Below are 26,002 nucleotides of genomic sequence, written 5' to 3' on the forward strand. Positions count from 1 at the left end.
CGCCGGCGTCACACCAGGTCGGCCGCGGTACGCGGCAGATCCGCGGTGTCGACGTCGGCGGCCTCGAATGGGGAGCGCAACGCCGTCGCGGTCGCCCAGCCCTGGGCGAGCAGGCCCGCGTCGGTGTCCTCGGCCTCGTCGGCCCGGATGTCGCTGAAGGTCACGGTGACGTACTGGCGCTCCCCGTCGTCCGGGTCCTGGTCGGTTTCGCCGATGTCGGCCTGCACGGCGCCGAACGCCGCGAGCGGTGCCGTGCGCAGGCCGCGCAGTTCGCTCAGCGGGATGTCGGGCACGTTGACGTTGAGCACCGTGCCGGGCGTGCCCTGCGTCAGCACCCACTGCAGGGCGTGCCGGGCGACGACCTCGGCACCCTCCCAGTGCTCGTGGACCGAACCGGACAGCGAGACCGCCAGGGCCAGGCTGCCGTGGTTGGCTCCGGTGAGCGCCGCGCCGACCGTGCCGGAGTGCAGGATCGCGTGGCCGGTGTTGGGGCCGTGGTTGATTCCCGACAGGACGATGTCGGGTTTGGGGCCGAACGCCCCGTACATCGAGACGAAGGCGATCAAGGCCGGCGACGCCTCGACGGCGAGCACCGTCGTGTCCGGCAGGTCCGGGAACGCCCGCGGCGCGACGACGAGCCGGCCGTCCTCCTCGAGTGCGCTGAGCGACGCGCTGGCGCCGCTGCGCTCGGCATGGGGGGCGGCCACCACCACGTCGAGACCGGCGTCCACCGCCACCCGGGCGAGCACCGAGATGCCGTGGCTGTCCACCCCGTCGTCGTTGACGATCAGCGCTCTCACGTTCCTACCTCCCGCTCTTCCCCTTCGCGAACGGCCGGACCTCGACGCTCTCGGCGACCTTGTCGACGAGTTCTCGCTGCCCCGTGGCCAACCCGTGCCGCGTGACGTTGACGGCGCCCGCCGCGGCACCGAGCTGCAGGGCTTCGACCATCGTGGCTCCGGCGGCTAGCGCGGCGCCCATCCCGGCGGTCATGGAGTCGCCGGCGCCGCGGTGGTCGGCGATGTTCAGCGGCGGCGCGACGACTTCCCACAGCTCGCCGTCGACGAGGGCGAGGGCGGGGTCGCCGGCGCGAGACAGCACCACGTTGCGGGCGCCCTGCGAGACGAGTTCCTTCATGGCCGCGGTGAGGTCGTCGATGTCCTCGGACTTCGCCCTGCCGTCCTCGAGGAGATCCTCGTGACTGACCTTGAGCACGGCGAGACCGCCCTCGAGCGCCGCGGTCATGGTGGGGCCGGACAGGTCGGCGACGACGGGAACACCCAGGGCGGTCAGGTCGGCCGCCAGCCGGGTGTAGACGTCGTGCGGCACCGCCCGGTCGGAATGCGGGCCACCGAGCAGCGCCACGTCCGCCTCGAGGCCCTCGGCCAGCGCCGCGCCGAACAGGTCGTCGGCCTCGTGCCGGTTGAGCGTCGGCGGCGGAACCTCCACGATCTCCTCACGCTCACCCCCGCGGCGGTCGTGCACGTACGAGCCGTTCTGGCCGGCGGTGAACACCGATCGCACCGATACGCCTTCCTGTGCGATGAGATCGCTGACGACGGGGCCGGTCTCGCCGCCGAAGGTGCCGCACAGCCGCACCTTCAGGCCGAGTGTGACCGCCATGCGGGCGATCCAGAAGCCCTGCCCGCCGGCGTGGACGTGCAGTTCCGGGACATCCGACGGCGACGACTCGATGGTGACGGTGAGCAGGGGAGTGGGTGCGAAGACGAAGGCGGAGGGCGCGCTGTCGTCGTTGCCGTCTCGGGGAGCGGGGTTCATGCATGTCCTTCGAAATGGGGAGGAGACGGCGCCCGCGGTGGCGGACGCGCGGTTCGCGTTGCGGTGCGGCCTCGCTCAGGCCGTATCGCCGGGGGAGTCGGCGAGGACGGGATCGTAGACGGGGGCGTTCGGCACCTCGGGCGGGCGCACATTGGCGCCGAGCGAGTACGCGAGGTGCCCGCCCAGCAGGCCGCCCAGCCCGATCAGTACGGTGCCGGCGGCGCTCAGCGTCACCGCGCCGGCGGCGCTACGCGTCACCGCGCCGGCGGCGCTACGCGTCACCGCGCCGGGACCGGAACTGCGGCGGCGCTGGCGGTAGGACAGGGCCATGAGGGCTGCTCCGGCGCCGTTGACGGCCGCGTGGATCAACCCCACCCGGCGCTGCACGGTGTCGGTGTGCACCCAGTCGACCCAGCCGGCCAGAACCGTCGGCGGCGTCGCCAGCAGACCGAGCCCGATCAGCCGCCGCGCGGTCTCGGGTTGTCGCAGGGCGTCGAAGACGCCGGCCGCGGTCCACGCCCCGATGGGGACGGCCACCAGCGCCGGGTGCAGCGGGTGGCCCACGGGAGCGCCGTGCAGCACGGCCCCGATCGGGCTGTCCGCCAGCCGCCCGACCTGCTTCCGCAGCACCTCGGCGGGACCGTCCAGCCACGCCGCCGACTCCGTCCCGGAATACAGGATCTCCATCTGCGAGTCCGTCATGCCCACGGGCATACCCCGCCCCGACCGGGTGAAACCTGCCAGACGGGTGTACGACGCAGATCGGCGGGGTATCTCCTGCGATCATGAGACAGCGCATCGTGATCACCGGCGCCAGCGGCAACGTCGGCACCGCCCTGCTGCGGCGCCTCGCCCGGCGATCGGAGCCGCCGGAGATCGTGGCCGTCGCCCGGCGCGTGCCACCGCCCACCGACCCCTACGACGGCGTGACCTGGCACAGCGTCGACCTCGCCGCACCCGGCGCCGAGACCGGGCTGCGCCCCCTCCTCGAAGGGGCCGACGCCGTCGTGCACCTGGCCTGGGGTTTCCAGCCCTCGCACCGGCGGGACTATCTGCGCCGGACCGGAGTGGACGGCACCGCCGCCGTGATCGGGGCGACCCTCGCCGCCGGCGTCGGACACCTGGTGCACATGTCCTCCGCCGCGGTGTACGCGGCCGGGGCCTACGGCCGGGCGGTCGACGAGTCGTGGCCCGCGACCGGCATCGAATCGTGCGCGTACAGCGTCGACAAGGTCGCGGCGGAGCGGCTGCTCGACGAGCGGATCGAGGGCGCGGCCGCGGCGCCGATCGTCACCCGTTTCCGGCCGGGCTTCATCGGCCAGTACGCGGGCGGCAGCGCGCTGCGCCGCTACGCGGTGCCGGGATACGTGCCCGACGTCGTGCTCCGTCACCTGCCGTTGCTGCCCGTGGACCCCGGAACTTCGATCCCCGCCGTGCACGCCGACGACGTGGCCGCCGCGCTCGATGCCGCCCTGGAGCGGCGGGTGCCGGGCGTGTTCAACCTCGCGACCCCCGAACCGCTGCGTGCGGGCGACATCGCCGGGGCGTTCGGGGCCCGTGCGATCCCCGTACCGCGGCAGGTGCTGCGGGCCGTCGTCGAGGCGACCTGGCAGGTCCACCTGCAACCGATCGCCGGCGGATGGATCGACCTGGCCTACAACACCCCGATGCTCGACTGTGACCGGGCCCGCCGAGACCTGGACTGGGCACCGACCGTTCCGGGCCCCCAGGTGTGGCGCGAGGCCATCGCGGGTATGCAGGCCGAGGCCGGCACCGACAGCCCGGTCCTGCGCAGTCGCGGGCCGCTCGAGACGATGAGCGTCCTGCTCGGCCGCGGGACCGTCGGGCGCCGCGTGCCGCCGTGACCACTCGCGGCGGAGCGACGAGAGAGGGTATCGGGATGAGCGAAACAGCGCAGCGCGACACCACGGCGACGCCGCAACAGGTGTGGGATGTCCTCGCCGACGGCTGGTCGTACGCGGGCTGGGTGGTGGGCGCCTCCCGCATCCGGGCCGTGGACGACGCGTGGCCGGCGGTGGGCAGCCGCATCCACCACTCGGTGGGGGTGTGGCCCGCCCTGCTGAACGACCATACCGAGGTGGTGGAATCGATCCCCGGCAGGGAGCTGAAGCTGCGTGCGCGGGCGTGGCCGGCCGGGCAGGCCGAGATCACCATGCGCCTGCACGAGCGGCCCGGGGGGTGCCGGATCGAGATGGCCGAGAAGGCCGCCGCCGGCCCGGCTCAGTTCGTACCCGGTGCGATCCAGGCCCGGCTGGTGCTGCCGCGCAACGTCGAGTGCCTGCGCCGGCTCATGCTCATGGCCGAACACGCCACGGAGCCGAAGGGCGTCGGAGAGTGAGCACCGAGACCGTCGACGCCGTCGTCGTCGGCGCCGGCCAGAACGGCCTGACCGCGGCGGCCGTGCTCGCCGACGCCGGCTGGGACGTCCTGGTGCTCGAGGAGCAGCACGAGATCGGCGGCGCCGTCCGCACGGCGGAACTGCATCCGGGCTTCCGTATGGACCTGTTCAGCGCCTTCTACCCCCTCGCGGCGGCGTCCCCGGCGTTCCGCGCGCTCGACCTCGCGTCGCACGGGCTGCGGCTGCGGCGGGCGCCGCGGGTGTACGGGCACGCCGCCGGGCCGGACGACGAGGACGCCGCGGTGGTCTATCCGGACGTCACCGAGACCGCGGCGGAACTCGAACGGCGCCACCCCGGCGACGGGACCACCTGGATCCGCCTGGCCGAGCAGTGGAAGGGCATCCGTGAGCCCTTCCTGAGCACCCTGTTCGAGCCGTTCCCACCGGTGCGCGGCCCGGCGGGGCTGATCCGCCGGCTCGGCACCGCGGACGCACTGCGCTTCATGCGGATGCTGGCGCTGCCCGCCCGCCGGATGGCCCAGGAACTGTTCGGCGGTGAGCACGCGCGGCTGCTGCTGCTCGGCAACGCCATGCACGCCGACACCCCCGTGGACTCGGCGGGCAGCGGAATCATGGGATACGTCCTGACCATGCTCGCCCAGGACGTCGGCTATCCGGTGCCCGAGGGCGGCGCCGGGGAGCTCGCGGCGGCCCTGGCGCGGCGCGGCGAACGCAGCGGGGCCCGGATCCTGTGCGGCCGGAAGGTCACCGGCATCGAGGTCGGCGGCGGTGTGGCGACCGAGGTCCGCACCGAGCAGGGGGAGCGGTTCCGGGTACGGCGCGCGGTACTGGCCGACGTGTCCGCGCCGGCACTGTTCGGTTCGCTCCTGCCCGCGGACGCCGTGCCCGCCGCGGTCCGCGACGACCTGCGGCGCTTCGAGTGGGACACGCCCGTGGTGAAGGTGAACTACGCGTTCGACCGGCCGATTCCGTGGCGCTCGCCGGCGCTCGCGACGGCCGGGACCGTCCACCTCGGCGCCGACGCCGACGGTCTCGTGCACTGGTCGGCCGACCTCGCGACCGGCCGCGTCCCGGAGCATCCCTTCATCATCTTCGGCCAGATGACCACCACAGATCCTGCCCGCTCGCCGGAGGGAACGGAAAGCGCCTGGGCGTACACGCATCTGCCGCGCGGTGTCGCCGACGACGCCTCCGCGGAGGAACTCGCCCGGCGCGTCGACGCCGAACTCGAGGCGCACGCGCCGGGGGTGCTGAGCTCGGTCGTGCACCGCAGCGTGCAACGCCCGCGCGACCTCGAGGCCGCCAACGCGAACCTCGTCGGGGGGGCGGTCAACGGCGGCACCGCCCAGATCCATCAGCAGCTCGTGTTCCGGCCGTTGCCCGGCTTCGGTGGTCCCCGCACGCCGGTCGAGGGTGTGTACCTGGCCGGCTCGTCCACCCATCCCGGCGGTGGCGTCCACGGGATGTGCGGGTGGAACGCGGCCCGGGCGGCCCTGCGCGACCACGGCGTGGGCGGCAGGGTTCGGCGGCGGCTGAACGGGGCGATCTCGGACGTGCTGATGCGCAGCTGAATTCCCGGTGCCCTTGCCGAACGCGGAGATTCACACGTTTCGGGGTTGAGCGATTCGCCGACGGGGTATCAGAAGTCATGGGAACGCCAGTGGGAACACCGATCCGGCAGGTGTACAACCCTTCCCTCGTGCCGCGGGCGCTGCGCGAGGTGGAAGGCGGAGTCGCCGCAATCGCCGCGGGCATCTGCGTGATCGCCGCCGTCGGCGTGGGTGTGCTCTCCGCTTCCGCCGTCACGGGCATCGGGGCCGGACTCGCCGTGGCGGCGGGACTGTCGTTCATGCTCGGTTCGCTGGCCCCGACCGGGGCGGCGCCGGCCGGCGCGCGCCGGGAGCCCGACCGTGCCGGGCCCTCGTTGTTCCGCAACCGTCCGGACGGCGCCGCGGCTCCCGCATCGCGGCGCACCGCCGTCACCGCCTTCCGCCCGCACCACGTTTCGGGCGGCCGCTTGGAGGGGTACTCCCACGTATGACAACGACGTCTCGCCCGGAGTCCAACGTGTCCCTCGCCCGGTCCACCCACGGGGGTCGTGCCGTCGCAGCCGGGGTCCGGTAACGTGCCGGCGCCCAGGAGGGTGTGGCGACTGCCCGGTGTGTACCGCCCGCAGGAGGATTCGCATCTGCTCGCCGGCGCACTCGATCGTGCGGCGGCACCCCCCGGCGCCAAGGTGCTCGACTTCTGCACCGGCACAGGGTTCATCGCCGTGTCGGCGGCCATGTCCGGTGCCGGGTCCGTGACGGCACTGGACATCGCTCCCCGGGCGGTCCTCGCGGCGCGTATCAACGCGCGGTCGCGGCAGCTTCCCATCCGGGTCCTGCGCGGCGGACTGGACGAAGCCGACCGGCACGGACCGTTCGACGTGGTGCTGTCCAATCCGCCCTACGTACCGCACGCAGCCGGGGACGGTGACGCCCGCTGGGATGCCGGTGCCGACGGGCGGGCGGTGCTGGACCCGCTGTGCCGGAGCCTGCCGAACCTGTTGTCTCCCGGCGGTTTCGCTCTCGTCGTGCATTCGGAGTTCTCCGGGGTGGACGAGACCCTCGTCCGGTTGCGCGACGGCGGTCTCAAGGCCTCCGTCGTGGCGCGTCGCCGGATCCCGTTCGGGCCCGTGATGCGCAGCCGCGCCGGGTATCTGCGGGCGCGTTACGAACTGCCCGCGGGCGTCGACACCGAGGAAGTGGTGGTGATCCGTGCCGATCGAACACACTGCCCGTGAAGTAGCCACGGACGGCAGCCCCCGGGACACGTCTTCCGGGGGCGTCGCTGTGCCCGGCCTGTGCCCGGGACTGCGGGTGGAGGGTCCCGCGGGGGCGGAGCCCAGGGTCGTCCGCCTGGTCCGCGGCGGTCCCGTCCTGGTCGAGGGCCCGGTGCGCATCGTGACCGAGGACGGCGACGAGGTGGAATCGGACCGGTTCGTCGTCGCGATCTGCCGGTGCCGGCGCAGCGAGCGGTACCCGCTGTGCGACACCAGTCACCGCCGGTCGCGGCGCGATCCACGCTGAGACCCGCCGGTTCCGGCGGGGTGCCGGTCGTGCCGGGTGCGCACGACGCCGGTGGACAACGCCGGTGGACAACGCGGGGCGGGCGGTTCCCGAGAGGAACCGCCCGCCCCGCAACGCGTTTACGCGTCGTCACGCGTCATGCGTCAATACCAGTACTTCCGGCCGCCGACAGCCCGGCCCGTCGCTCCGAGGATCGCCAGGATTGCGCCTACCACCAGGAGAATGATCCCGAGCGTCCACAGGATAGAGATGTTGGTGAGGAAACCCACCACGAGCAGAATCAAACCCAGAATGATCATGAGTGTCACCTCGCTGTCGGTGCCCGTTGCCGGTCGGATCCGGGCCGTGCACAGGGGATACCCGCATCGGATGTGCCGAAACCTCGCGAACCGCTCGTGGTGGGAAGGATGTGCACTTCGCGTCGATCCGTGGCGCGCGGACGGCGCCGGTGGCATTGTCGGGTGCATGCCTACTTCGGAGAACCCCGGGGACAGCGTCCCCGGCGAGTACAGCGTCGACGACGAGGACCAGTTGCAGCCGGAGGATTCCCTGATCGACCGCGGTGTCGACGACGTCCTCGACGAGGGATTCTCGCCGATGGAACGGCCCGTCGGCCTCGAACGCCACGAGACCTTGGACGAACGGCTCCGCGAGGAGGAGCCCGAACGCGAGGACGACGAGGGGGAGAACGAGTTCCGCAGCTCCGTCGCCGAGGCGGGCCGGGCGCGCGCGGGACGCCTCGTCGCGCCGGACGAGGGCACCGCGGAGGACGTGGATTCCGAGCTGTTCGGCACGGACGTAGGGATCGACGGGGGCGCGGCCTCCGCCGAGGAAGCGGCCGTCCACCTGATCGAGGAGGAGGAGCCCGACCGGCAGGACTGAACGGCGGCCGCCCGGCACCCGAGACCTCGGATGCCGGGCGGCGATCGGCCGGAGGGACGCTCAGACGGCTCCGGCGCCGAGCAGGGACGACTCGTCGTCGTTCCACCGCTCGAGCACGTAGGCGGCGAGCCGGCCCTCGAGGTATTCCATCGCCTCCGCGCCGAACGCGATGTCGCCCGCGCAGCGCGGATCCCGTTCCACCAGATCGCCCACCACGTCGTAGCGCAGCACCTGCTCGTGCACCGCGTCCGCCTCGATGTGCTCGGTGTAGAAGTGGATGCAGGCGCTCGGCGCGCCGAGGCGTTCGAGGCCGCGTGCCATGCGGCGCGCCATCGGGGAGGAGGTGATCTCCGCGGAGGCGAACAACCCCACGAGCTTCGGGGTGTGTGCGCGATGCAGCCCGCACAGGGACATGAAGTTCACCGTCGCGAGCGTCTCCGCCGGCACCCGGTCCAGATACGCCAGGTATCCCGGGTCGAGTCCGGCCGCGGCGAGCAGGTCGAAGTAGAGGGTCGAGTGCATGCGGTCGGCCCGGCCGCCGCCGAACTCGTCGAACTCCACCGCGACGAGCGCCGCTTTCGCCCGGCCCGTGAGCCGGGGGATGGCGAACGAGTGCGGATCGGCCTCCTTGAGGTGGTAGACGGACCGGTGCACGAAGAACTCGCGCACCTGCTCCCAGGTGCCGCGTTCGCAGATGTGGTGGGACACGCCCCACGCGTCCTCGGGTTCGCGGCACAGGTCGTCGAGCACCCGCTGGGGATCGTTGCCCGAGGGCACGTCGGCGTGCAGCCGGTCCAGGAACAGCCCCTCGAGGCCGGCCCGGACGGTCAGCGGGCCCGGCGCCCATTCCCAGCCCGCGTCGACTCCGTCGAACCCGCGGTAGGACAGTTCGTACAGCACCGTCAGGGCCAGCTGGGCGTCCTCGCCGTAGGGGTCGATCCCGGCCACCTCGATCGGCCAGATCGCGGTATCGGCCGGACGCGCGAGCCGCTCGATCACCTCTCGGGAGACAGGGCCCCGGGCCCGCGGAAGGGCGGAGGACTGCATCACGACGGTCGGCGAATTCGCAGGCATGTGCGCGGATACCCGCACCCGATTCGTGCGAAACGCCCTGCGGCGCGCGGGTGTGGGACGGGTTCGCGCGGGTATCCGCCCGGGCATGAACGGTGACAACAGCGACAACGAGAACACGGCGCCCGGGGGCGAGGACGTCGAGCGCCCGCCCCACACGATCGACTATCCCGGTGCGACGGCCGACATGGCCGAGCAGCCCCGCGACGAGATGCGGGACTACCGGGGCCGCGACCTGCTCGCCGGACGCAAGGCCCTGATCACCGGCGGCGACTCCGGCATCGGGCGCGCGGTGGCGGTGGCCTTCGCGAAGGAGGGAGCCGACGTCGCGATCGCCTACCTGGAGGAGCACGACGACGCCGAGCACACCGCGGAACTGGTGCGGCGTGCAGGCCGTGCATGCCATCTGCTCCCGGGCGATCTCGCCGCCGCGGAGCACTGTCGCGCGGTGGTCGCCGACGCGGCCGCGGCGCTCGGCGGCCTGGATCTGCTGGTGAACAACGTCGCGTACCAGGAGCCGGTGGACGACCTCGCCGAGCTCGACGACGCCCAGTGGCGGCGGACGTTCGCGGTGAACATCGACAGCTACTTCCACGTGACGAAGGCGGCGCTCGCTCACCTGCCCCGCGGCTCCGCGGTGATCAACACCGCCTCCATCAACGGTCTGCGGGGTAACAAGTCGCTGATCGACTATTCGGCGACGAAGGGCGCGGTGCTCGCGCTGACGTACTCGCTGGCGCAGTCCTTCCAGGATCGAGGAATCCGCATCAACTGCGTGGCGCCGGGGCCGGTATGGACGCCGCTGATCCCCGCCACCATGGATGCGGAGAAGGTCGCGACGTTCGGGCAGCAGGCCCCGTTCGGCCGGGCCGCGCAGCCCGACGAGATCGCGCCCTCGTACGTCTTCTTCGCCTCCGAGACGATGTCGTCGTACTACAGCGGTGAGGTGCTCGCACCGATCGGTGGCGAGACGCTGCCCGGCTGAGCCCGGTCACCGCCGCCGGTAGCGCCAGGGGTAGGCGACCCACAGGGTCAGGAACAGCACGACCGTGACGACGCCCGCGGCGATGCCGGCGGCGGTATTGACCACCAGTCCGACGACGAGCACGACGACGCCGGTCATCGCGACGCCCAGCAGGAGCAGGCCCGCCATGGCGAAGCGGTGCGCGGTGTTCACCAGCTCGGGGAGCCGGCGCTGCCGGAAGAGCAGGCGGTGCATGCCCACGGGAGCGACGAGGAGGATGGTGGCCGCGATCGACGCGAGCACGGTGACGAGGTAGACGCCGCGCTGGAAGTCGGTGAGTGCGTCGAACCGGCTCTGGAACGGCAGGGTGAGCAGGAAGCCTGTGAGGAGCTGGACGCCGGTCTGCACGACGCGCAGCTCCTGCAGCAGGCTCGACCAGTTCCGGTCCAGCCGCTGCACGGGGGTCTCGTGCCGGACCTGCCTGTTCCACTCCTCGTTCGGCACCGCTGCGGGCTGCACGGTTGTGACATGCCCCGTACGGCGCCCGTCAAACCTCCGCGGCGACGACGGCAGCCCACTTGTGACCTGTGTCACTGTGGGGGTACTGTCGGCTCCACCAGGGACAACGGCGCTCTGAGGAAGGAGAGCGGTCATGAAGCTCAATCTGTTCGTCGCATGGACCGGGTACATGCTCGCGTTGCTCTCGATCGTGAGTCTTGCGGCCTTCCTCTACGCCGCGGGTTCCGGCAACGGCGGGTGGGCGCTTGTCGCCGGCATAGTATGCGTCGTCGCGGTCGCGTCGGCGATCGCGATGATCGGCACGACCGTCCATCACGACCACCGTCTGCATCGCGAGACGCCGCACCTGTTCTGACGGTCCGGTCCCGCCGCCGCCTCACGCCTCGGCCAGGCGCCGCTTCTCGAGTTCCACGTCGAACCCGGCGAGCGGCCAGTCCAGGTCGAGGCCTTCGAACGCGTCGATGAGCAGTTCCATGACGGCGATGCGGCTGTACCACTTGCGGTCGCAGGGCACGACGTACCAGGGGGCGTGATCCGTCGACGTTCTGTCGAGCATCGCCTGGTACGCCTCCTGGTAGGCCGGCCACAGCTTGCGTTCGGAGACGTCGCCCGGGTTGTACTTCCAGTGCTTGTCCCGCCGCTCGAGCCGTTCTGCCAGGCGCCGCTTCTGCTCCTCGAGCGAGACGAACATCGCGACCTTGATCAGCGTGGTCCCGTTGTCGACGAGCTCACGCTCGAACTGGTTGATCTCGTCGTACCGGGCGCTCCACACGCTCTCCGGTACGAGGTTGTGGACCCGTACGATGAGGACGTCCTCGTAGTGTGAGCGGTCGAACACGCCGAGCTGCCCGGCCCGCGGCAGTGCCTTGTTGATGCGCCATAGGTAGTGGTGGCGCCTCTCGTCGGGGGTGGGCACGCCGAACGAGGTGTGGTCGACGCCCTGCGGATCCACGTGGCCGATCACGTTGCGGACCATGCCGCCCTTGCCGGCCGTGTCCATGCCCTGCAGGATCAGCAGGATCGACCGGCGGTCGCCCGAACGCCCGTTGGCGAAGAGCATCTCCTGTAGCCGCGAGAGCACCGCGCCGCGTTCCTCGATGAGCAGTTCGCCGGTGGCCTTGTCGCCGGAGAAGCCCGGGGTGCCGTTGGTGTCGATCTCGGCGACCCTGGTCCCGGCGTGGGCGCGCAGCACCTCGACGGCCGGCGTCTGCCACGGGTCGGTGCTCTTGACGGTCATGATGCCGAGGGTGCCACATCCGGCGACCGGATCAGCCGGGTTCGAGCTCGGTGTCGTCGGGGCGGGTGGGATAGGGCGGGGCCGAGACGCCGTCGACCATGTGGCTGCCCCACAGGTCCGTCTCGCTGATCCGGACGGTCGCCGGCGCGGGGCCGCCGGGCCCGGGCACGGTCAGGTGGAGGTCGGTGCCGGGGGAGAGGTCGGTGCCCGGCGGCAGGGCTGCCGCGAGGCCGCGGATCCGGCCGCGCCAGCGGTAGCGCCCGCTGATGGGGTCGAACGCTCCGGCCAGCTGCACCTCCGTGGTGGCGTGCTGCTCGCCGACGGTGACCTCGGCGGGGCCGCGGTAGCCGTCGGGTTCGTCGTCGTGTGGGTCGGACATGCCCGCGACTTTACATGTAAACGCCAGTTACATAAATCTGGTCACGGCGTGCCGGCCTCCGGGAGCAGCGGGTGCGGCCGGCTCTTGAACCGGGCCGGTGAGCCGCCGACGGCGGCGATCCCGGAGATCCCGCCCCAGGTCATCATAGTGAGGTAGTCGGTCAGGTCCTCCGCCGACATCGACTTGTTGGAGATCCACCAGTGGGTGGCGAGCTGGATCGCGCCCACGATCGCGTACGCCCACGGCACGGAACCGCCCGAGTCCATCTCCAGATTCCGGAGCCGCTCGCCGATCACCGTCGCGACGAGTTCGGCGATCATCCGCTCCGAGTTCGCCACGACATCGCGCCCGGCCGCGGCGCTGTTGGTCATCACGTACAGGTACACCTCGGGATCCGAGGCGACGGTCTCGACGTACGTGGCGATCGCGACCCGGGTCAGGTCGTACTCGTCGAGATCCTCCGCCACCGCCGCGTAGATGCGCGGAGCGAGGATCGTCTCCACGTACCGGAGCATCGTCGCCGTGGTCAGGTCGTTCTTGTCGGTGAAGTACCGGTAGAGAACCGTCTTGGACACGCCGATCTCGGCGGCGATCTCGTCCATCCCGACGTCGCGCCCGCGGGACCGGATCGCCTTGATCGTGCCGTCGACCAGTTCCTCGCGCCGGGCGATCTTGTGCTCGTGCCAGCGGCGCTTGCGCCCGTCCTGCTTGGTCGGCGCGGCGGCTGTCGGGACCGGCGTGTCGGTCGGGGGCAGGGGCTGGGGAACTCGGTGGTTCGGCACTGGGTGGCACATCCGTTCGCTGTCGATCGTCCGCCCAGTTTATAAGGGGGTGTGCCGCACCCCGTGCGGATGTCCCGTTCCCAGGGGGGACGGTGTGCCGAACCCGCGTCCCGCCCCTGCGGGTGGCGGGTTCGGCACAATGGTGGAGGTGCAGCTGATGAGCATCGACGATGACGCCAAGCGCAGGGATCTGCGGCGGATGAAGGCGGTCGCCACCGGCTTTCTGCTCGCGGCGACCGCGGTCTACCTGTTCTGCCGCTGGCAGGAGTCGCGCGGTGCCGGCGAATGGGTGGGGTACGTGCGGGCGGCCGCCGAGGCCGGGATGGTCGGCGCGCTCGCGGACTGGTTCGCCGTCACCGCGCTGTTCCGGCATCCGCTCGGGATCCCCATTCCGCACACGGCCATCATCAAGCGGAAGAAGGATCAGCTCGGGGCGAGCCTGAGTTCGTTCGTCGGCGCCAACTTCCTCGCCCCCGAGGTGGTGTCGGAGAAGGTCGAGAACGCCCGGATCCCGCTGCGGCTGGGCACCTGGATGGCCGAGCCCGACCACGCCGAGCGGATCGCGCAGGAGACGTCGACGGTGCTGCGGGGCCTCGTGACGGTCCTGCGCGAGGAGGACATCCAGCAGATCATCGACAACACCATCGTCAAGCGCATCGCCGAGCCGGAGTGGGGGCCGCCCATCGGCCGGGTGCTGTCCGAGCTCCTCGCCGAGAACCGGCAGATGCCGCTGATCGACATGCTGGCCGAGCGGGCCCATCAATGGGCCCTCGGCAGCCAGGAGACGATCGACCGCATCATCAGTCGCGACTCGCCGTCGTGGTCGCCGAAGTTCGTGGACCTGCTGCTCGGGGAGCGGATCCATCGCGAGCTCGTCGAGTTCACCTGGAAGGTGCGCTCCAACCCCGACCACGAGGTGCGCGTGGCCGCGAACCGGTTCCTCGCCGACTATGCGCGGGACCTGCAGCACGACCCGGTCACCATTGCCAAGGCGGAGAAGGTCAAGGCGGAGATCATGGGCCGCGAGGAGGTCACGCAGCTGGCTTCCGCGACGTGGCGGGCGGCCAAGCGGATGATCCTCGAGTCGGTCGACGATCCGCACAGCACGCTGCGGACGAAGGTCACCGAGAACGTCATCCACTTCGGCGTGCGGCTGATGGAGGACCATGAGCTACGCGGCAAGTTCGACCGCTGGCTGCTGGATGGGGCCCGGTACATCGCCGCCAACTACGCCGACGAGATCACCGCGGTGATCCGGGAGACGGTCGAGCGCTGGGACGCCGAGGAGGCGAGCCGCAAGATCGAGCTGCAGGTGGGACGCGATCTGCAGTTCATCCGCATCAACGGCACGGTGGTCGGATCGCTCGCCGGCCTGGCCATCTACACCCTGTCGAACCTGCTGTTCGCGTGACGTGCCACACCTGCTAGCAGAGTGCTTGCTACAGCTAGCACTTGCGCGTACGCTGAGGTTGTGTCCACGAAGGAATCGGGTGAACCCGCCGACGGGGGGGACGGTGACAAGGACGACGCGTCCGGCGCCACCGAGATCGCTACCCGGGTAGTCAGCACTGCCGCCCAGGACATCGGCAGTTTCATCCGCTCGCAACGCGAGGCGGCGCAGGTGTCCCTGCGTCAGCTGTCCCAGCTCGCCGGCGTCAGCAATCCCTACCTGAGCCAGATCGAGCGAGGGCTGCGCAAGCCCTCGGCCGAGGTGCTCGGTCAGATTGCCAAGGGTCTCCGGATGTCCGCGGAGGTCCTCTACGTCCGGGCCGGGATCCTGGAGCAACGTCCGCAGAGCGCGGTGCGCGATGCGCTGCTCGCCGACGCCGTCCTCACCGAACGGCAGAAGCAGGTCCTGCTCGACATCTACGAATCGTTCTGCCGCGAGAACGGTTCCCGCCCGTCCGGGGCGGCATCCGCACCGGGGACATCTGCCCCCGAGGCATCCGCATCCGAGACGTCCGCATCCGAGGCCGCCGCCCCGAAGGGCGCGACCGACCCCGACCAACAGGAGAACTGACATGACCGATCCGAAGACCTTCGCCACCCCGCTGTATGCCGCCGTCGGCGCCGGCGACGCCGTGGTCCAGGCCGTGGCCGACGTGGTGGCCCGGACCCGCCGTCGCGCCGAGACCACCCAGACCGACGTCACCGACCGGGTCGACAGCGCCCGGGGCCGTCTCGCCGACTTCCAGGAGGACCTGACCGAGAACGTCGAGTCCCTGCGCGAGCGTCTCGCGGGCCTGCCGGCCGAGCTGCCCGAGGATCTCGCCGAGCTGCGCGAGAAGTTCACTGCCGAGGAGCTGCGCAAGGTGGCCGAGGCATACCTGAAGGTGGCCTCCGACATCTACACCGCGCTCGCCGAGCGCGGCGAGGAGACCATCGAGCGGCTGCGCAAGCAGCCGGTCGTCGAGGAGAGCATCGGCCGCGCCGAGGCCGCGTTCGGTGACGCCGTCGAGCTCACCGAGGATGCTCTCGGCACCGTGGCGCGGCAGACCCGCGCCGTGGGCGAGCAGGCCGCCAAGCTCGCCGGTCGCGCCGCCGGCCGGATCGAGGAGACCGCCGGCGATGTCGGCGAGGCCATCTCCGGTGCCGGTGAGGAGGCCGGTATGCGGGTGCTCGATCTCGGTGGCCAGGCCCAGGAGGCCGCCGAGGAGGCCGCCGACCGGGTCGAGACCGCCGCGCTCGAGCTCGACGAGGCCGCCACCAAGGTCGAGGAGGCCGCGGAGAAGGCCGCCGCGCCGAAGACCCCGGCCAAGGCGCCCGCCCCGGCTGCGGCCAAGGCTCCGGCCAAGGCGCCCGCCAAGAAGGCCGCGCCGCGCAAGACCACCGGCGCCTGATCTCGACCGGTCGGTAGAACCGCCGACGGCCCCCACGCGACCTCCGCGTGGGGGCCGTTGCTCGTACCATGGGGACGTGCCCAACGTCGATTCTCTCGCCGCCCTGATCATCTTCGCTCTGCAGATCGTCGCGCTCGCCGGGGCGGGCTTCGCGCTGCTGCATGCCGTGCGGCAGCCGGCCGAGGCGTTCCCCGCGGTCGACAAGCTCACCAAGCCGGTGTGGCTCGGCATCCTCGCCGCCTCGCTGCTGGTGATCTTCGTCTTCTGGGGCACCTTCATGATGCTCGGGATCATCGCGGTCATCGCCGTGTGCGTGTACCTCGTCGACGTGCGGCCGCGGGTGGACGAGGTGCAACGGCGCCGGTGGTAGCTCTCCCCGGGAGCCTTGACAAGCGCCGACAGGTTGGTGACACTTCGAGTAACGGGTAACAACCGAGACGAGGTGATCGACGATGGCGCTCACCCGGACCTTCCGCACCGCCGACCGTCAGGACACCGCCGAACGCCTGCTGGCGTCCGCGGCGCGCTCCTCCTACGACCCGGCCCTCGAGATCGACTGGGACGCCCCCGTCCCTGCCGACAAGTACGGCATGACCCCCGAGTGGAGCAGCCTCTACGGCACCGCCCTGTGGGAGTCGATGACCGAGCGGCAGCGGATCGTACTGACCCAGCACGAGGCCGCCAGCATCGCCGGCACCGGCATCTGGTTCGAGATGATCCTGATGCAGATGCTCGTGCGCGACCTCTACCGCCGCGACCCCGCCACCCCCTACGTCCAGTTCGGGCTCACCGAGATCGCCGACGAGTGCCGGCACTCGACGATGTTCGCGCGCGCGGCACAGCACTTCGGGATCCCGTCCTACCGGCCGAAGCGCTGGATCCGGGAGAGCGGCCGGCTGTTCAAGGCCACCGCGAGCGGAGCGCTCGCCTTCGGCGGCACCCTGTTCGCCGAGGAGATCCTCGACATGATGCAGCGCGACTTCATGCGCGACGAGCGGGTCCAGCCCGTCACCCGCACCGTCAGCCGCATCCATGTGATCGAGGAGTCCCGCCACATCCGGTACGCGCGTGAGGAGATCATCCGCCGCACGCGCCACCTCTCCCGCGTCGACCGCGCACGCGTCCGGCTGCAGCTGGGCATCTCCGCGTACTTCGTCGTCACGAGCCTGGTCCACGACGACGTCTACGCCGCCGCGGGACTCGACGTCGCCGAGGCCACCGCCGCGGTCCGCACCAACACCCACTACCACGACCGGCTCCGCGAGGGCGCACGACGGACGATCGAGTTCCTCGACGACGTCGGCCTGATCGGGGGACCGTCCACCCTGCTGCTCCGCCGCGCCCACGTCCTGTGACCGCGCGACCGTCCCCCGGCCGCCGCACGTCGCGACGGCCGTCGTTCCAGCAACCAGGAGAACAACACAGGTGAAGAAGCCGTCCCGCAGGACCACCCTGGCGATCGCCGGGGTGGCCGGCGCCGCTGCCGTTGCCGGCCTCGTGGCCTACCGCGCCCGCCGACGCCGCGCCGTGGTGCGCGCCGCCGACCGGCCACCGCACGCGCTGCTCGCGCCGCCGACGGTGGAACCCGACGTCATCGACCTCACCACCGACGACGGTGCCCATCTCAACGTCCGAGCCTACGGCGACCCGGACGCTGACCCGATCGTGCTCAGCCACGGATGGACCTGCAACGCCGACTACTGGATCCCGCAGATCAACGCCCTCGCCGGCCGCTACCGGGTGATCACCTACGACCAGCGCGGACACGGCCGCAGCGACCTCGGTACCCGGACCTTCGGCCCCGACGTCCTCGCCGACGACCTCGCCGCGGTCCTCGAGGCGACGGTGCCGGCCGGCCGCAAGGCAGTCCTCGCCGGTCACAGCATGGGCGGCATGAGCATCATCGCGTGGGCCGGCCGCCACCCCGATCAGGTGCGGGAGAAGGCCTCCGGGGTGCTGCTCGCGAGCACCGGCACCGACAGCCTGCTCGCCGAGGCCGCGCTGCTGCCGTCCCGGCTGGGGCGGGTGCAGGAGCCCGTCGCGCGCCGGCTCCTCGGCGCCGCCCTTCCGCTCGTCGCCTCACCCGTCACCACCCGGGCCCTGAAGTACGTCGCGCTCGCGCCCGGTTCGAGCACCGCCGAGGTCGCCTTCTGCGAGAAGATCGTGCTCGGCTGCACGCCGCGGGCCCGCGGCAACTGGGGCACCGCGCTGAGCGCCTTCGACATCCGCGACGGGCTCGACCACCTCACGGTGCCGACGACCGTGCTCGTCGGCACCGCGGACCGGCTCACACCGCCGGTGCACGCCCGCAAGCTCGCCGAGACCCTGAAGACCTGCGGGCACCTCGAGCGGCTCGTGGTGCTCGACGGGATCGGGCACATGAGTTCGGTCGAGGCGATCGACGCCTTCGACGACGAACTGCTGCACCTGGCCGAACGCGATCGCATGCCGGCCGGCGCCTGAGGGTCCCATCCGCGGCGGGCGCGGCGCCGAACCCTCGGTGTAGTCCACCGGGAGGAGACCCATGACAGTGGCCCGCCACCGCGCGGCCCGCGCCCTCGCCGGCCTCGTCGCGTTCGGAGTGGTCCTCGGCGTCGGAGAACTGCTGGCCGTGCTGATCGGGCCCGCCTCGTCGCCGTTCTACACCGTCGGCGCCACCACGGTCGACCGAGCCCCGGCGTGGGCCCGCGAGTTCGCGATCGACACCTTCGGCACGTCCGACAAGCCGGCGCTGTTCATCGGCATGTCGGTGATCCTGGCCGTACTCGCCGTGGGGGCGGGGCTGCTCGAGCAGCCCGGCCGCCCGCGCGGTGGCCTCGTGGTCCTCGCCCTGGCCGCGGTGGGCGTGTACGCGGCGCTGAGCCGGCCGGGCGCCACGACCGTCGCCGCGCTGCCGACGGTCATCGGCGCCCTCGCGGGCGCGGCGCTGCTGCAGTACTCCATCCGGCTGCTCGCCCGATCCGACGTCCGCGACGGCGTGCCGGAGACCCCGGCGTCGGGGTGGCCGCGCCGGCGGTTCCTCACGGTGGTCGGCTCCGCGGCCGCCGTGGCCGTGGCCGCCGGCGCGACCGGCCGGTACCTCACCGACCGGCTGACGCGGGCCGTCGAGGACCGCGCCCGGTTCCTGATCCCGCGGCCCGCCCGGCCCGCCGCATCCGTGCCGGCCGGCACCGAGGTGACGGTCCCCGGGGCCACCCCTTTCCTCACCTCACCGGCGGAGTTCTACCGCATCGACACCGCGCTCCGGGTGCCGCGGTTGCGCACCGCCGACTGGCGCCTGCGCATCCACGGGATGGTGGAACGGGAGGTGACGCTGACCTGGGACGATCTGGCCGCGTTCGAACCCGTCGAACGGATCCTCACGCTCACCTGCGTGTCCAACGAGGTGGGCGGCGACCTGGCCGGCAACGCCCGCTGGATCGGATACCGGATGAGCGACCTGCTCGCGCGGGCCGGGGTCCGCCCCGACGCCGACATGCTCCTGTCCACCAGCGTCGACGGCTTCACCTGCGGCACCCCCGTCGACGCGGTCCTCGACGGCCGCGACGCCCTGCTCGCCGTCGCGATGAACGGCGAGCCGCTGCCGTTCGAACACGGATACCCGGCCCGGCAGGTGGTGCCGGGCCTGTACGGGTACGTCTCCGCCACCAAGTGGGTCGTCGACTGGGAACTGACCCGCTTCGACCGGGCCGAGGCCTACTGGACGCGGCGCGGCTGGGCGGAGAAGGCCCCCGTCCGGACGGCCTCGCGCATCGACGTCCCCGCCGCGTTCGGCCGGCTCGAACCCGGGCCCGTGATCGTCGCCGGTACCGCGTGGGCGCAGCATCGCGGCATCGACCGCGTCGAGGTCCGGGTCGACGGCGGCCCCTGGAACGACGCCGTGCTCGCCGAGGAGTACTCCCTCGACACGTGGCGGCAGTGGACGTGGCGGTGGGACGCGACGCCCGGTACGCACGTGCTCGAGGTGCGCGCGACGGACGGCGAGGGCCGGGTGCAGGACGAGCAGCGTCGCCCGCCCGTCCCCGACGGCGCCACCGGCTGGCACAGCCGCACCGTCACGGTCGGGTGACGGGCGCGCCCCGGAACGGGACGTCAGCTGAAGACGACGGTCTTGCTGCCGTGCACCAGCACCCGGTCCTCGAGGTGCCAGCGCAGACCGCGGGCCAGCACCAGCTTCTCGACGTCGCGGCCGAGGCGCACCATGTCGCCGACCGTGTCGGCGTGACCGACGCGCACCACGTCCTGCTCGATGATCGGGCCGGCGTCCAGCTCGGGGGTCACGTAGTGGCACGTCGCGCCGATCAGCTTCACGCCGCGCGCGAAGGCCTGATGGTAGGGGCGTGCGCCGATGAACGACGGCAGGAAGCTGTGGTGGATGTTGATCGCCCGGCCCGCCCAGTGCTCGCACAGCTCGGGCGGCAGGATCTGCATGAACCGCGCCAACACGACGGCGTGCGGATCGTGCACGTCGACGAGCTTGCGCACCTGCTCGAACGCGGGCCCGCGCTGTTCCGGGTCCTTGGGGAAGGACACGTAATGGAAGTCGATGCCGTGCCGGCGGGTCACCCGCTCGAGGTCGGGGTGGTTCCCCACGACCGCGCAGATCTCCGCGTTCAGCTCGCCGGCGGCCACCCGGCCGAGGATGTCGTGCAGGCAGTGGCCCTCCTTGCTGACGAGGAGCACCACCCGCTTGGTCTCGCCGGTGTCCTGCAGCGTCCACTCGGTCTCCGGGCCCAGCTCCGCCGCGACGGTCGCGAACCGCTCGCGCAGTTCGTCGAGGCCGAGCGGGATGGAGGAGGCGCGCACCGCCTGACGAGTGAAGAACCAGCCGCTGTCGGGGTCCGCGTGGTAGCCGGCTTCGACGATCGAGCCGCCCACGTCCGCGAGGAAGGTCGAGATGCGGGCGACGATGCCGGTGGCGTCGGGGCAGCCCAGTGACAGTACATACCGACGGTCGTCGGACGAGGCAGCGGAGGTCATGCCGTCCAGTGTCTCAGGTGTGCATCCGGGCCGTTCCGGCCGGTCACACCGTCGCCGGGGGCCGCCGGACGGTGGCGGTCCCGACGAGGGTCGTCGCGTCGATCGTGTGGATGCCGCGCTCGGTGACGGCCGCCAGGAACTCGGCGCGCACCGCGGCGACCGCGTCGGCGTCGAGCCCGGCCAGGGCTGCCCGCAGGCCCGTCGCGGTCACCAGCGTCCAGCACAGCTCCTCGGTGGCGGGCAGCAGATTCGACAGGGTGCGTACCTCCACCGAGTGGGTGCCGGCGGCCGCGAGCCATGCCTCGAGGGTGCGCGGCAGATCGATCGCGTGCAGCGGTGTCCGGTCGCGCAGCGACGGCCGGCCCGCCACCGCCGGGTTGCGGCGGCCGACGACGTCGAACAGCGTCGCGCTGATCTCCTCCATCGCGCCGGCCCGCCACACGGTGACGCCGATTCGGCCGCCGTGCCGGACCAGGCTGACCAGGCGGTCGAACGTGGTGTCCATGTGGGGCAGCAGGAACACGCCGTAGGAGATGGCGAGCGCGTCGTACCCGGCCTCCGGGACCGCGGACGGCGGTTCCCACGTGGTGGCGTCGGCGCACACGAAGTCGATGTTCTGCAGCGCCCGCTCGGCGGCGACGAGCCGGCCGAGCTCGAGCAGTTCGTCGGCGATGTCGATCGCGTGGACCCGGCCGGTCGGTCCCACCGCCGCGGCGGCGGGCAGCGCCGAGGCGCCGGCGCCGCAGCACACGTCCAGCACCGTCGCGCCGGGACCGGGCCCGAGCTGGAAGACCAGCGCCTGCCCCGCCGGGCCCCACACCGTCGGGGTGAGCCGGTCGAAGTCGCCGCTCGCGTCGTCGAAGGTGCTCGCGAGCCGTGCCGTCTCGTCCACTGCGTCGGTCATGCCTCGTCCTCGGGTTCTCGAATCCGAGGACGGAACCTCGGATGCCCAGCGGGAGTGCAGCCGATACCCTATTGCAGTTCCGAACGTTTCAGTTCCGAATGCTGAATGGCGAGCACCCGGGACGTCGAGCGGGTACATCCCGCGTCGAGCGGGTGGATTTCGCGGCGAACCGCGAGGGGAGGGCTCAGGAACCCCCCGCTCGCCACCACAACAGCCCGCTCGCGCCCGTGCGACGAGCGCGGCGCGGCGGCCTTCACGTGCTCGCCGGAGGGGACGGGCACCCTGCGGATTGCTCACACCCCGATTCGATGAGGGTGGGTGTAGATGTTCATGGTGTCCTCGCGCAGGAAACCGACCAGGGTCAGCCCGGATTCGTCAGCCAGGTCGATGGCGAGTGAGGACGGTGCGGAGACGGCGGCGAGGACGGGGATGCCGGCCATGACCGTCTTCTGGGCGAGTTCGAAGGAGGCGCGGCCGCTGACGAGCAGGACCGTTCCCCGGGCGGGGATGCGGTGGTTTTCGGTGGCCCAGCCGACGATCTTGTCCACGGCGTTGTGCCGGCCGACGTCCTCGCGCAGGGCGAGCAGGTCACCGGTGGCGGTGAACAGGCCGGCGGCGTGCAGGCCGCCGGTGCGGTCGAACACCTTCTGCGCCTCGCGCAGGGTGTGCGGCATGCCCGACAGGGCGGTGGGGTCGACGACGACGGGGTCGTCGGCCGGGGCGTGGCGGGTGCGTTGGCGGATCGCGTCGAGGGAGGCCTTGCCGCACACCCCACAGGAGGAGGTGGTGTAGAAGTTACGCTCGATGCCGGTCTCGGGCAGTGCGACGCCGGGGGCGAGGTCGATGTCGAGGACGTTGTAGGTGTTGCGGCCGTTCTCGTCGGTGCTGTGGCAGTAGCGGATCGCGGCGATGTCGCCGCGGTCGCCGACGATGCCTTCGGTGAGCAGGAAGCCTTGGGCGAGTTCGATGTCGGAGCCGGGGGTGCGCATGGTCACCGCCAGCGCGGTGCCGTTGACCCGGAGTTCGAGGGGTTCTTCGACGACCACGGTATCCGGGCGTGTCGACTGTCGGTTCGCGTGGATGCGGGTGATGCGGGTGCGGGTGGTTACTCGTCCCATGCGACGCTCCGGTGCACCAGTTCGCCTCGCCCGGGTGATCCGGGGGAAGGCCGGCCGGGCGCCGTGCCCGGTGCCGCGGCACCCTCGCGCCGAGGGGTGTGGGCTTCGAGGCGGATGGTGACGGCCTTGGACACGGGGGTGTTGGACTTGCGGGCGACGTGGTCGAGCGGGATCAGGGGGTTGGTTTCGGGGTAGTAGGCGGCGACGTTGCCGACCGGGGTGGGGTAGGGGACGAGCCGGAAGTCGTCGGCGCGGCGCGCTTCGACGGTGCCGTCGGGGCGGGGCCATTCGGAGATCAGGTCCACCCGGTCGCCCGCCGCGAAGCCGAACGACTCGAGGTCGCGGTCGTTGACGAACAGCACCCGCCGGCCGCCCTTGACGCCGCGGTAGCGGTCGTCGAGGCCGTAGATGGTGGTGTTGTACTGATCGTGGGAGCGCAGGGTCTGCAGGATCAGCCGGCCCTCGGGCACCGGTACCCAGTCGAGGTCGTTGACGACGAAGTTCGCCTTTCCGGTGGCGGTGTGGAAGCGGCGCTCGTCGCGGGGTGGGTGCGGCAGGACGAACCCGTCCGGTCGGCGGACCCGGGTGTTGAAGTCGTCGAACCCGGGCACGACGCGGGCGATGGCGTCGCGGATGGCGTCGTAGTCGTCGGCGAACCCGCGCCACGGCACCGGGTGATCCGGTCCGAACAATGCCTGCGCGAGCTCGCAGACGATGGCGACCTCGCTGCGCAACTGTTCGCCGGCCGGCGTCAGGCCACCGCGGGACAGATGCACCACCGACATCGAATCCTCCACCGACACCAGTTGTTTGCGGCCGTTGCGGACGTCCTTGTCGGTGCGGCCGAGCGAGGGCAGGATGATCCCGGTGCGCCCGTGCACGAGGTGGCTGCGGTTGAGTTTGGTCGAGATCTGCACCGTCAGCGCGCAGTTGCGCAGCGCGGCGGCGGTCACATCGGTGTCCGGGGTCGCGGAGAGGAAGTTGCCACCCATCGCCATGAACACGTGCGCGGCGCCGTCGCGCATGGCGCGGATCGAATCGACCGCGTCGAGGCCGTGCCTGCGGGGACTGCGGATGCCGAACTCGTCGTCCAGAGCCTGCAGGAAGGACTCGGGCATCTTCTCCCAGATTCCCATCGTCCGGTCGCCTTGGACGTTGGAGTGCCCGCGCACCGGGCACACCCCCGCTCCGGGTTTGCCGATCATCCCCCGCATGAGCAACAAGGCCACCGCGTCCTCGATGGTGGCCACACCGTGGGTCTGCTGGGTCAGGCCCATCGCCCAGCACACGATGGTGGCGTTCGAGGCGATCAGGGCGCGGGCGGTCTGTTCGATCTGCTCGCGCGTCAGGCCGGTCGCCTCGAGCACCGTGGCGAGGTCGACGGCCCGGATGTGCTCGGCCCACTGCTCGAACCCGGCACACCGGCTGTCGAGGAACTCGCGGTCGAGCACGGTGCCCGGCCGACGGTCCTCCTCCTCGAGCAGCAGCTTGGCCAGGCCTTGGAACAGGGCCTGATCCCCGCCGATGCGGATCTGCAGGAACTCGTCCGCGATCTGTGCGCCGTCACCGAGCACGCCGTTCACCTTCTGCGGGTCCTTGAACCGCAGCAACCCGGCCTCGGGCAGGGGGTTGATCGCGATCACCGTGGCGCCGTTGGCCTTGGCCTTCTCGAGCACGGAGAGCATGCGGGGATGGTTGGTGCCGGGATTCTGGCCGGCGATGAGGATCAGGTCGGCGTCTTCGAGGTCGGTGACCGACACCGAGCCCTTGCCGATGCCGATGGTCTCGGTCAGGGCGGTGCCGGAGGATTCGTGGCACATGTTCGAACAGTCCGGCATGTTGTTGGTGCCGAAGGACCGGATCATCAGCTGGTAGACGAATGCCGCCTCGTTGGAGGTGCGGCCGGAGGTGTAGAAGATCGCCTCGTCCGGGCTCGGCAGGGCGCGCAGGTGCTCGGCGATCACCGCATAGGCTTCGTCCCAGCCGATCGGCTCGTAGTGCGCCCCGCCCGGTCGGATGATCATCGGATGCGTCAGCCGGCCCTGCTGCCCGAGCCAGAAGTCCGTCTGCGCGAGCAACTCCGGAATCGAATGGGCGGCGAAGAACGCCGGGCCGACTTTCCGGGTGGTGGCTTCCTCGGCGACGGCCTTGGCGCCGTTCTCGCAGAACTCCGCGGCCTTGCGATGCCCCGGGGTCTCCGGCCAGGCGCACCCCGGGCAGTCGAAGCCGTGCCGCTGGTTCAGCCGGGCCAGGGTGCGGGCGGTGCGTAGCGGGCCCATCTGCTCGAGACCACGACGCAGCGACACCAGCACCGCGGGCACCCCGGCCGCGTAGGACTTGGGGTCGGTGATCTGGATGTCGTTCTCGTCGAAGACGTGCCGGTCCGTGGTGTTCGTCATGCGCTGTGTCGCACCCATCGATCGGTCGACGAGAACGCCTCGCCGAGAAGGAAACTGTCGCCGTGGCCGGGGTGAACTCGGGTGTCGGCCGGTAACGCCGACAGTGGCCCGGGCGCCGTGCTCGGCGTCGGGGTGTGTCCGGGCGCTTCACACCCGTGCCGGAGGACGTCGCCGGTGAACACCACGCCCAGGTGCGGAAGATGCAACGACACCGACCCGGGCGTGGCGACCGGAGTGTGCAGCACCCGGATTTCGTCACCGGCGACGGCGATGCGCTGCCCGTCGTCGAGTCGCCAATAGCGACGCTGCCCGTGCACCGCCTGCCACAACGCGTGGTCGGCCGGATGCAGCAGGATCGGAGCACACAGTCCCACGCCCACGTCGACCGCGGCCGAGACGTGGGCCCGGCCACCCTGGGTGCAGATCACCGCGGTGACACATCGGTCACCGACCGCGTCGGCGATGTCGGTGGCTCGACCACCCGCATCGACGACCACCACGTCCCGGTCGTCGCCGACCAGCCAGACGTTCGTTTCTCCGGGATCGGCGAAGAACGGCCCCGGGGGCCGTGCTCGTCGAACGCAGACGCGGTCGATCCGAAAACCCTCACTCACGTCAGGCTCGTACCGTCGGTCGGCTCACTGCACGTGCCCCCGACCCGAATACCCCTGGGCGTGAGCCTGCACCACAGGAACGC

The 26,002-nt window shown here is 71.5% G+C and carries 30 protein-coding genes; 16 read left to right on the forward strand and 14 right to left on the reverse strand.

Going from position 1 to position 26,002, the window contains the following annotated elements; all coding sequences use genetic code 11:
- Nucleotides 1–8: 8 nt before the first annotated feature.
- The 3 genes from surE to OCS65_RS09055 form a co-directional block, all read right to left on the reverse strand.
- Entirely contained in the window at nt 9–800 is a 792-nt protein-coding gene (gene surE / locus OCS65_RS09045; protein ID WP_006946475.1) for a 5'/3'-nucleotidase SurE, read from the reverse strand.
- A gap of 4 nt (nt 801–804) precedes the next feature.
- Complete coding sequence (locus tag OCS65_RS09050; protein ID WP_043803297.1) at nt 805–1,779, reverse strand: PfkB family carbohydrate kinase; 975 nt, start codon at nt 1,777–1,779, stop codon at nt 805–807.
- 75 nt (nt 1,780–1,854) lie between these two features.
- The gene (locus tag OCS65_RS09055) at nt 1,855–2,493 is read right to left on the reverse strand and encodes a DUF2231 domain-containing protein (protein WP_152104020.1); all 639 of its coding nucleotides are present in this window, start codon (nt 2,491–2,493) and stop codon (nt 1,855–1,857) included.
- Nucleotides 2,494–2,564: 71 nt separating this feature from the next.
- Between OCS65_RS09055 and OCS65_RS09060 the strand changes: the two genes are divergently transcribed.
- The 6 genes from OCS65_RS09060 to OCS65_RS09085 all read left to right on the forward strand — a co-directional run bounded on the left by OCS65_RS09060 (nt 2,565) and on the right by OCS65_RS09085 (nt 7,230).
- Complete coding sequence (locus tag OCS65_RS09060) at nt 2,565–3,644, forward strand: NAD-dependent epimerase/dehydratase family protein (RefSeq protein ID WP_043803294.1); 1,080 nt, start codon at nt 2,565–2,567, stop codon at nt 3,642–3,644.
- A gap of 35 nt (nt 3,645–3,679) precedes the next feature.
- Entirely contained in the window at nt 3,680–4,138 is a 459-nt protein-coding gene (locus OCS65_RS09065; protein WP_006946482.1) for an SRPBCC family protein, read from the forward strand.
- Entirely contained in the window at nt 4,135–5,730 is a 1,596-nt protein-coding gene (locus OCS65_RS09070) for a phytoene desaturase family protein (RefSeq protein WP_029545221.1), read from the forward strand. The genes OCS65_RS09065 and OCS65_RS09070 overlap by 4 nt, the downstream gene beginning before the upstream one ends.
- An 89-nt stretch (nt 5,731–5,819) precedes the next feature.
- Entirely contained in the window at nt 5,820–6,200 is a 381-nt protein-coding gene (locus OCS65_RS09075) for a hypothetical protein (RefSeq protein WP_006946487.1), read from the forward strand.
- Between the two features lie 102 nt (nt 6,201–6,302).
- On the forward strand, nt 6,303–6,944 hold the full coding sequence (locus OCS65_RS09080; RefSeq protein WP_072635791.1) for a HemK2/MTQ2 family protein methyltransferase: 642 nt from the start codon (nt 6,303–6,305) through the stop codon (nt 6,942–6,944).
- A 76-nt stretch (nt 6,945–7,020) separates the two neighbouring features.
- Complete coding sequence (locus OCS65_RS09085) at nt 7,021–7,230, forward strand: CDGSH iron-sulfur domain-containing protein (RefSeq protein WP_006946490.1); 210 nt, start codon at nt 7,021–7,023, stop codon at nt 7,228–7,230.
- 143 nt (nt 7,231–7,373) lie between these two features.
- On the opposite strand, the gene OCS65_RS09090 is transcribed toward OCS65_RS09085, so the two are convergent.
- Complete coding sequence (locus tag OCS65_RS09090; protein WP_003937495.1) at nt 7,374–7,529, reverse strand: DUF6131 family protein; 156 nt, start codon at nt 7,527–7,529, stop codon at nt 7,374–7,376.
- 166 nt (nt 7,530–7,695) lie between these two features.
- On the opposite strand from OCS65_RS09090, the gene OCS65_RS09095 reads away from it, so the two are divergent.
- Complete coding sequence (locus OCS65_RS09095; RefSeq protein ID WP_029545216.1) at nt 7,696–8,112, forward strand: DUF5709 domain-containing protein; 417 nt, start codon at nt 7,696–7,698, stop codon at nt 8,110–8,112.
- 60 nt (nt 8,113–8,172) lie between these two features.
- On the opposite strand, the gene OCS65_RS09100 is transcribed toward OCS65_RS09095, so the two are convergent.
- A complete protein-coding gene (locus tag OCS65_RS09100) occupies nt 8,173–9,186 on the reverse strand; it encodes an iron-containing redox enzyme family protein (RefSeq protein ID WP_231772607.1) in 1,014 nt (337 codons plus the stop codon).
- An 85-nt stretch (nt 9,187–9,271) separates the two neighbouring features.
- Here OCS65_RS09100 and OCS65_RS09105 point away from each other — a divergent pair, with 85 nt between their 5' ends.
- Nucleotides 9,272–10,168 carry an SDR family oxidoreductase gene (locus tag OCS65_RS09105; RefSeq protein WP_050035634.1) on the forward strand — a complete coding sequence of 299 codons (897 nt, stop codon included), beginning with the start codon at nt 9,272–9,274 and terminating at the stop codon, nt 10,166–10,168.
- 6 nt (nt 10,169–10,174) lie between these two features.
- On the opposite strand, the gene OCS65_RS09110 is transcribed toward OCS65_RS09105, so the two are convergent.
- Nucleotides 10,175–10,666, reverse strand: a complete 492-nt coding sequence (locus OCS65_RS09110) for a DUF6328 family protein (RefSeq protein WP_029545210.1) — start codon at nt 10,664–10,666, stop codon at nt 10,175–10,177.
- A gap of 133 nt (nt 10,667–10,799) precedes the next feature.
- Here OCS65_RS09110 and OCS65_RS09115 point away from each other — a divergent pair, with 133 nt between their 5' ends.
- Complete coding sequence (locus OCS65_RS09115) at nt 10,800–11,021, forward strand: hypothetical protein (RefSeq protein WP_006946496.1); 222 nt, start codon at nt 10,800–10,802, stop codon at nt 11,019–11,021.
- Nucleotides 11,022–11,042: 21 nt separating this feature from the next.
- Here the strand turns inward: OCS65_RS09115 and OCS65_RS09120 are convergent, their stop codons facing one another.
- Genes OCS65_RS09120 through OCS65_RS09130 form a run of 3 tightly spaced genes read right to left on the reverse strand, consistent with a single transcriptional unit; the run spans nt 11,043 to nt 13,064 of the window.
- Entirely contained in the window at nt 11,043–11,903 is an 861-nt protein-coding gene (locus OCS65_RS09120; protein ID WP_006946498.1) for a PPK2 family polyphosphate kinase, read from the reverse strand.
- Nucleotides 11,904–11,934: 31 nt separating this feature from the next.
- A complete protein-coding gene (locus OCS65_RS09125; protein ID WP_029545207.1) occupies nt 11,935–12,282 on the reverse strand; it encodes a DUF4873 domain-containing protein in 348 nt (115 codons plus the stop codon).
- A gap of 41 nt (nt 12,283–12,323) precedes the next feature.
- Nucleotides 12,324–13,064, reverse strand: coding sequence for a TetR/AcrR family transcriptional regulator (locus OCS65_RS09130; RefSeq protein WP_006946502.1), 741 nt, complete (start codon nt 13,062–13,064; stop codon nt 12,324–12,326).
- Between the two features lie 139 nt (nt 13,065–13,203).
- On the opposite strand from OCS65_RS09130, the gene OCS65_RS09135 reads away from it, so the two are divergent.
- The 7 genes from OCS65_RS09135 (at nt 13,204) to OCS65_RS09165 (ending at nt 19,973) form a co-directional block, all read left to right on the forward strand.
- Nucleotides 13,204–14,475: a DUF445 domain-containing protein gene (locus OCS65_RS09135; RefSeq protein WP_029545205.1), complete on the forward strand. Its 1,272-nt coding sequence runs from the start codon at nt 13,204–13,206 to the stop codon at nt 14,473–14,475.
- Between the two features lie 60 nt (nt 14,476–14,535).
- A complete protein-coding gene (locus OCS65_RS09140) occupies nt 14,536–15,084 on the forward strand; it encodes a helix-turn-helix domain-containing protein (protein WP_006946504.1) in 549 nt (182 codons plus the stop codon).
- A gap of 1 nt (nt 15,085) precedes the next feature.
- Nucleotides 15,086–15,904 carry a hypothetical protein gene (locus OCS65_RS09145; protein ID WP_043803288.1) on the forward strand — a complete coding sequence of 273 codons (819 nt, stop codon included), beginning with the start codon at nt 15,086–15,088 and terminating at the stop codon, nt 15,902–15,904.
- Nucleotides 15,905–15,980: 76 nt separating this feature from the next.
- A complete protein-coding gene (locus OCS65_RS09150) occupies nt 15,981–16,274 on the forward strand; it encodes a DUF2516 family protein (protein WP_006946506.1) in 294 nt (97 codons plus the stop codon).
- Between the two features lie 82 nt (nt 16,275–16,356).
- Nucleotides 16,357–17,259: an AurF N-oxygenase family protein gene (locus OCS65_RS09155; RefSeq protein ID WP_006946507.1), complete on the forward strand. Its 903-nt coding sequence runs from the start codon at nt 16,357–16,359 to the stop codon at nt 17,257–17,259.
- A gap of 70 nt (nt 17,260–17,329) precedes the next feature.
- Nucleotides 17,330–18,367, forward strand: a complete 1,038-nt coding sequence (locus OCS65_RS09160) for an alpha/beta fold hydrolase (RefSeq protein ID WP_006946508.1) — start codon at nt 17,330–17,332, stop codon at nt 18,365–18,367.
- A gap of 61 nt (nt 18,368–18,428) precedes the next feature.
- Complete coding sequence (locus OCS65_RS09165) at nt 18,429–19,973, forward strand: molybdopterin-dependent oxidoreductase (protein WP_263509568.1); 1,545 nt, start codon at nt 18,429–18,431, stop codon at nt 19,971–19,973.
- Nucleotides 19,974–19,996: 23 nt separating this feature from the next.
- Here the strand turns inward: OCS65_RS09165 and purU are convergent, their stop codons facing one another.
- The 5 genes from purU to OCS65_RS09190 all read right to left on the reverse strand — a co-directional run bounded on the left by purU (nt 19,997) and on the right by OCS65_RS09190 (nt 25,919).
- Entirely contained in the window at nt 19,997–20,884 is an 888-nt protein-coding gene (gene purU / locus OCS65_RS09170; RefSeq protein ID WP_006946510.1) for a formyltetrahydrofolate deformylase, read from the reverse strand.
- 43 nt (nt 20,885–20,927) lie between these two features.
- A complete protein-coding gene (locus OCS65_RS09175) occupies nt 20,928–21,788 on the reverse strand; it encodes a class I SAM-dependent methyltransferase (protein WP_263509574.1) in 861 nt (286 codons plus the stop codon).
- Between the two features lie 293 nt (nt 21,789–22,081).
- Nucleotides 22,082–22,906 carry a formate dehydrogenase accessory sulfurtransferase FdhD gene (gene fdhD / locus OCS65_RS09180; protein ID WP_006946513.1) on the reverse strand — a complete coding sequence of 275 codons (825 nt, stop codon included), beginning with the start codon at nt 22,904–22,906 and terminating at the stop codon, nt 22,082–22,084.
- Nucleotides 22,894–25,305 carry an FdhF/YdeP family oxidoreductase gene (locus tag OCS65_RS09185; protein ID WP_263509577.1) on the reverse strand — a complete coding sequence of 804 codons (2,412 nt, stop codon included), beginning with the start codon at nt 25,303–25,305 and terminating at the stop codon, nt 22,894–22,896. Before OCS65_RS09185 ends, fdhD begins: the two co-directional genes overlap by 13 nt.
- On the reverse strand, nt 25,302–25,919 hold the full coding sequence (locus tag OCS65_RS09190) for an MBL fold metallo-hydrolase (RefSeq protein ID WP_006946520.1): 618 nt from the start codon (nt 25,917–25,919) through the stop codon (nt 25,302–25,304). Before OCS65_RS09190 ends, OCS65_RS09185 begins: the two co-directional genes overlap by 4 nt.
- Nucleotides 25,920–26,002 lie beyond the last annotated feature (83 nt).

It is taken from the genome of Rhodococcus aetherivorans (assembly GCF_025722975.1).
Taxonomy (GTDB): domain Bacteria; phylum Actinomycetota; class Actinomycetes; order Mycobacteriales; family Mycobacteriaceae; genus Rhodococcus; species Rhodococcus aetherivorans.